Here is a 4370-nt window from a genome sequence, read left to right on the forward strand (position 1 = left end):
TAGTGTAACCGATTAAGCGCTTGTTTCTTCAGTAGTTGAAGAAACTTCTTCCCCGCGATCCACGAGTTCTACCAATGCCATGGGTGCGTTATCGCCGACACGAAAACCCATTTTCAGGATGCGTGTGTAGCCACCAGGACGCACCTTGAAACGAGGGCCCAAGACGTCAAACAACTTGGTGACGCTGTCGCGGTCACGCAGGCGGTCAAAGGCCAGGCGGCGGTTTGCCACGGTGGCTTCTTTGGCCAAAGTAATCATGGGCTCCACCACACGACGCAATTCCTTGGCCTTGGGGACTGTGGTTTTGATGACTTCATGCTCGATGAGCGAATTCATCATGTTGCGCAACATAGCAAGGCGGTGCGAGCTTGTGCGATTGAGTTTACGAAGACCGTGTCCGTGACGCATTTTTAGTTTCCTTCAGTTTTAAACAGGCAGCCGTATCAGGTACTGCCCGTGGCACGGAACCCCAAGGGGTTCTATTTGCGGATTAGCGCTTTTCCAGGGATGCAGGAGGCCAGCTCTCCAACTTCATTCCCAAGGTCAGGCCGCGCGAGGCCAAGACTTCCTTGATTTCGTTCAGCGATTTGCGGCCCAGGTTAGGGGTCTTGAGCAACTCATTTTCGGTACGCTGAATCAGATCGCCGATGTAGTAGATGTTCTCAGCCTTCAGGCAATTGGCAGAGCGGACCGTCAATTCCAGCTCGTCCACTGGGCGCAACAGAATCGGATCGAATTGGGTGTTGCCGCGCGGGGTGGGTGCGGTGAAGGCATCCAATTCGCTGCCCTCGAGCTGCGCAAACACAGCCAGCTGCTCCACCAGAATCTTTGCAGATGCGCGCACTGCGTCTTCAGCACTCACGGCGCCGTTGGTCTCAATTTCAACGACCAGTTTGTCGAGGTCGGTACGCTGCTCAACACGGGCGCTTTCCACGGTGTAGCTGACCCGACGCACCGGTGAGAAAGACGCGTCCAAAACGATACGACCGATCGATTTATTGGGTTCGTCCGCAAAGCGGCGCATGCTGCCGGGTACATAACCGCGACCCTTTTCAACCTTGATTTGCATATCCAGCTTGCCACCATGGGACAAACGAGCGATGACGTGGTCAGGATTGATGATTTCTACGTCGTGCGGTGTCTGGATGTCGGCAGCGGTCACAACGCCTTCAATGTCTTTACGAAGGCTCAGGGTAACTTCTTCACGGTTGTGGAGCTTGAACACAACGCCCTTGAGGTTCAGGAGAATGTTCACGACATCTTCCTGGATGCCATCGATAGACGAGTATTCGTGCAGCACGCCCGCGATAGTCACCTCAGTCGCGGCGAACCCAGGCATGGAGGACAACAGCACACGACGCAAAGCGTTGCCGAGTGTGTGACCGTATCCGCGCTCAAAGGGCTCCAATGCAACTTTCGCCCGGTTAGGACCCAGTTGCTCAACGCTGATCGACTTGGGCTTCAACAAATTGTTTTGCATGCAAACTTCCTCTCAATACCCCCGACTCGTTACATCGGTAAGGCTGGTGAAGTACCTCTGCCGCGGTGCCCCGCAGCAAAGGAACGATTACAAGAAATTGAATACGATTAGCGCGAGTACAACTCAACGATCAGGGATTCGTTGATGTCTGCACCGAACTGGTCACGGTCGGGCACGGACTTGAAAGTACCTTCAGCCTTTTCCACGCTCACCTCAACCCATGCGGGCATGCCGACCTGTTGGGCCAATTGCAGGGCTTCAACAATGCGGTTTTGCTTCTTGGATTTGTCGCGCACCGCAATCACGTCGCCCGCTTTGACCATGTAGGAAGGAATGTTCACCGGATTACCGTTGACGGTCATCGCTTTGTGAGACACCAGCTGACGCGCTTCAGCGCGAGTGGAACCGAAGCCCATGCGGTACACGACGTTGTCCAGGCGGGACTCCAACAACATCATCAGGTTGGCGCCGGTGTTGCCACGGCGGCGGTCGGCTTCGGCAAAGTAACGACGGAACTGGCGCTCCAGCACGCCGTACATGCGCTTAACTTTTTGCTTCTCGCGAAGCTGCAAACCGTAGTCAGATGTGCGGGCACCGGAGGTGCGGCCGTGCTGGCCAGGCTTAGAGTCGAATTTGGCCTTATCCGCAATGGAGCGACGTGCGCTCTTGAGGAACAGGTCCGTGCCTTCACGGCGGGAAAGTTTGGCCTTGGGGCCGAGGTAACGTGCCACTTGATCTTCCTTCTATGTCATCTGACGCGTAGAAACGCGCGAGCCACCAACGGAAGTTGGTGGCGGTGGGCTTGGTTTAAATTAAATACGGCGACGCTTTTGAGGGCGGCAACCGTTGTGCGGCACGGGGGTCACGTCAGCAATCATGTTGATGCGGATTCCCAGAGCTGCCAAGGCGCGAACCGACGACTCGCGACCAGGGCCAGGGCCTTTGATCTCGACATCAAGGTTCTTAATGCCTTGCTCCAAAGCTGCGCGCCCCGCCACTTCGGACGCCACCTGGGCGGCGAATGGAGTGGACTTGCGCGAGCCCTTGAAACCTTGACCACCCGAGGACGCCCAAGACAAAGCATTGCCTTGGCGGTCTGTGATGGTGATGATGGTGTTGTTAAACGATGCGTGAACGTGCGCAATACCGTCTGCGACGTTTTTGCGAACCTTCTTGCGAACACGCTGAGCTGCGTTATTTGCGGGAGCCTTTGCCATGGTGGTCTCTCAATCCCTGTTATTTCTTCAAAGACGCAGCTGCCTTACGGGGGCCTTTGCGTGTGCGTGCGTTGGTGCGGGTACGTTGGCCACGCATCGGCAGGCCGCGGCGATGACGGAAGCCGCGGTAGCAACCAATGTCCATCAAACGCTTGATGTTCATGGTTGTCTCACGTCGCAAATCACCCTCAATGGTGAATTGAGCGATCTGGTCGCGGATTTTTTCAAGATCGGAGTCGGTCAGATCTTTGACCTTCTTCGAATATGCGATGCCACAGGCCTCGCAAATCTTGCGTGCGCGGGTGCGTCCGATGCCGAAGATGGCTGTCAGGCCAATTTCGGAATGTTTATGCGGCGGAATGTTGATGCCAGCGATACGTGCCATTTTCGTCCTCTAAAACTCTTGCAATTAACCCTGACGCTGCTTGTGGCGCGGATCTGTACAGATCACGCGCACAACGCCCTTACGACGGATGATTTTGCAGTTGCGGCAAATTTTCTTGACCGAAGCCGAAACTTTCATTTTCTTCTCCTAAAACTCTTCGCCCCATTCCGACTTTGAATCGCGCGGAATATGCGATCTAACCCTTAATCTCAGCCCAGACCGACCTTCAGCCCGAACCGTCTATCTTCCTCACTCGCCCCTCAGGAAGCCTTGAAATTGGCTTTCTTAAGCAGCGATTCGTACTGCTGCGACATCATGTAGTTCTGCACCTGCGACATGAAGTCCATAGTGACCACCACAATGATCAGCAGCGACGTACCACCGAAATAGAACGGCACGTTGTACTTGAGAATCAGGAACTCCGGCAGCAGGCATACAAATGTGATGTAAATCGCGCCAGCCAGTGTCAAACGAACCAAAATCTTGTCGATGTACTTTGCGGTCTGATCCCCGGGACGAATTCCAGGAATAAACGCGCCGCTCTTCTTTAAGTTGTCAGCTGTTTCACGGCTGTTGAATACCAACGCGGTGTAAAAGAAACAGAAGAACACAATCGCCGCCGCATACAACATGACATAGACCGGCTGACCAGGGCTCAAGGTGTTGGCAATGTCTTTCAACCAGCGCATCGAGTCGCCGGAGCTAAACCAGTTCGCCACGGTGGCTGGAAGCAAAATAATGGACGAAGCAAAGATGGGGGGAATAACACCAGCCATGTTCAACTTCAGGGGTAAATGGGACGATTGCCCGCCATACACCTTGTTGCCAACCTGCCGGCGCGCATAGTTCACCAGAATCTTGCGCTGACCCCGCTCTACGAACACCACGAAGTAAGTCACCAGGGCGACCACAATCACAATAACCAACGCAACGATGATGCTCATCGTTCCTGTGCGGACCAACTCCAGCAAACCGCCAACCGCGCTGGGAAGGCCAGCTGCAATGCCACCAAAAATCAAAATCGAGATGCCATTGCCCAGACCCCGCTCAGTAATCTGCTCTCCCAGCCACATCAAAAACATGGTGCCAGCGGTCAAGGTGACTACAGTGGTCAGCCTGAAGCCGAAACCTGGAGCAATCACCAAACCTGCAGAAGCTTCTAGCGCGACAGCGATACCTAACGATTGGAATAGCGCCAAGCCCAAGGTGCCGTAACGGGTGTACTGAGTTATCTTGCGACGACCACCCTCGCCCTCTTTTTTCAACTGCTCAAACGCCGGCAACACAT

At 54.6% G+C, this 4370-nt stretch carries 7 protein-coding genes; all 7 read right to left on the reverse strand.

The window, feature by feature from the left end:
- Positions 1 to 12: 12 nt before the first annotated feature.
- On the reverse strand, positions 13 to 408 hold the full coding sequence (gene rplQ, locus Q0O05_RS11560) for a 50S ribosomal protein L17 (RefSeq protein WP_293663194.1): 396 nt from the start codon (positions 406 to 408) through the stop codon (positions 13 to 15).
- Positions 409 to 490: 82 nt separating this feature from the next.
- Positions 491 to 1480 carry a DNA-directed RNA polymerase subunit alpha gene (gene rpoA / locus Q0O05_RS11565; protein ID WP_293663195.1) on the reverse strand — a complete coding sequence of 330 codons (990 nt, stop codon included), beginning with the start codon at positions 1478 to 1480 and terminating at the stop codon, positions 491 to 493.
- Positions 1481 to 1587: 107 nt separating this feature from the next.
- The gene (rpsD, locus tag Q0O05_RS11570) at positions 1588 to 2211 is read right to left on the reverse strand and encodes a 30S ribosomal protein S4 (protein WP_293663196.1); all 624 of its coding nucleotides are present in this window, start codon (positions 2209 to 2211) and stop codon (positions 1588 to 1590) included.
- An 81-nt stretch (positions 2212 to 2292) separates the two neighbouring features.
- The gene (rpsK, locus tag Q0O05_RS11575) at positions 2293 to 2697 is read right to left on the reverse strand and encodes a 30S ribosomal protein S11 (protein ID WP_029706489.1); all 405 of its coding nucleotides are present in this window, start codon (positions 2695 to 2697) and stop codon (positions 2293 to 2295) included.
- A 19-nt stretch (positions 2698 to 2716) separates the two neighbouring features.
- On the reverse strand, positions 2717 to 3082 hold the full coding sequence (gene rpsM / locus Q0O05_RS11580; RefSeq protein ID WP_293663197.1) for a 30S ribosomal protein S13: 366 nt from the start codon (positions 3080 to 3082) through the stop codon (positions 2717 to 2719).
- A 24-nt stretch (positions 3083 to 3106) separates the two neighbouring features.
- Positions 3107 to 3220 (reverse strand): 50S ribosomal protein L36, encoded by a 114-nt coding sequence (gene rpmJ, locus Q0O05_RS11585; RefSeq protein ID WP_012348927.1) that lies wholly within the window; start codon positions 3218 to 3220, stop codon positions 3107 to 3109.
- A gap of 122 nt (positions 3221 to 3342) precedes the next feature.
- A partial coding sequence (gene secY / locus Q0O05_RS11590; protein WP_293663201.1) for a preprotein translocase subunit SecY occupies positions 3343 to 4370 on the reverse strand: 1028 nt, incomplete at its 5' end.

The organism is Rhodoferax sp. OV413 (assembly GCF_945881795.1).
In the GTDB taxonomy this organism is placed as follows: domain Bacteria; phylum Pseudomonadota; class Gammaproteobacteria; order Burkholderiales; family Burkholderiaceae_C; genus Allorhodoferax.

Bases quoted from the DNA above. Each gene is read 5' to 3' on its own strand.
- rpmJ (WP_012348927.1), bottom strand. From the start codon at position 3,220: ATGAAAGTTTCGGCTTCGGTCAAGAAAATTTGCCGCAACTGCAAAATC.
- rpsK (WP_029706489.1), bottom strand. From the start codon at position 2,697: ATGGCAAAGGCTCCCGCAAATAACGCAGCTCAGCGTGTTCGCAAGAAG.
- rpoA (WP_293663195.1), bottom strand. From the start codon at position 1,480: ATGCAAAACAATTTGTTGAAGCCCAAGTCGATCAGCGTTGAGCAACTG.
- rpsM (WP_293663197.1), bottom strand. From the start codon at position 3,082: ATGGCACGTATCGCTGGCATCAACATTCCGCCGCATAAACATTCCGAA.
- rplQ (WP_293663194.1), bottom strand. From the start codon at position 408: ATGCGTCACGGACACGGTCTTCGTAAACTCAATCGCACAAGCTCGCAC.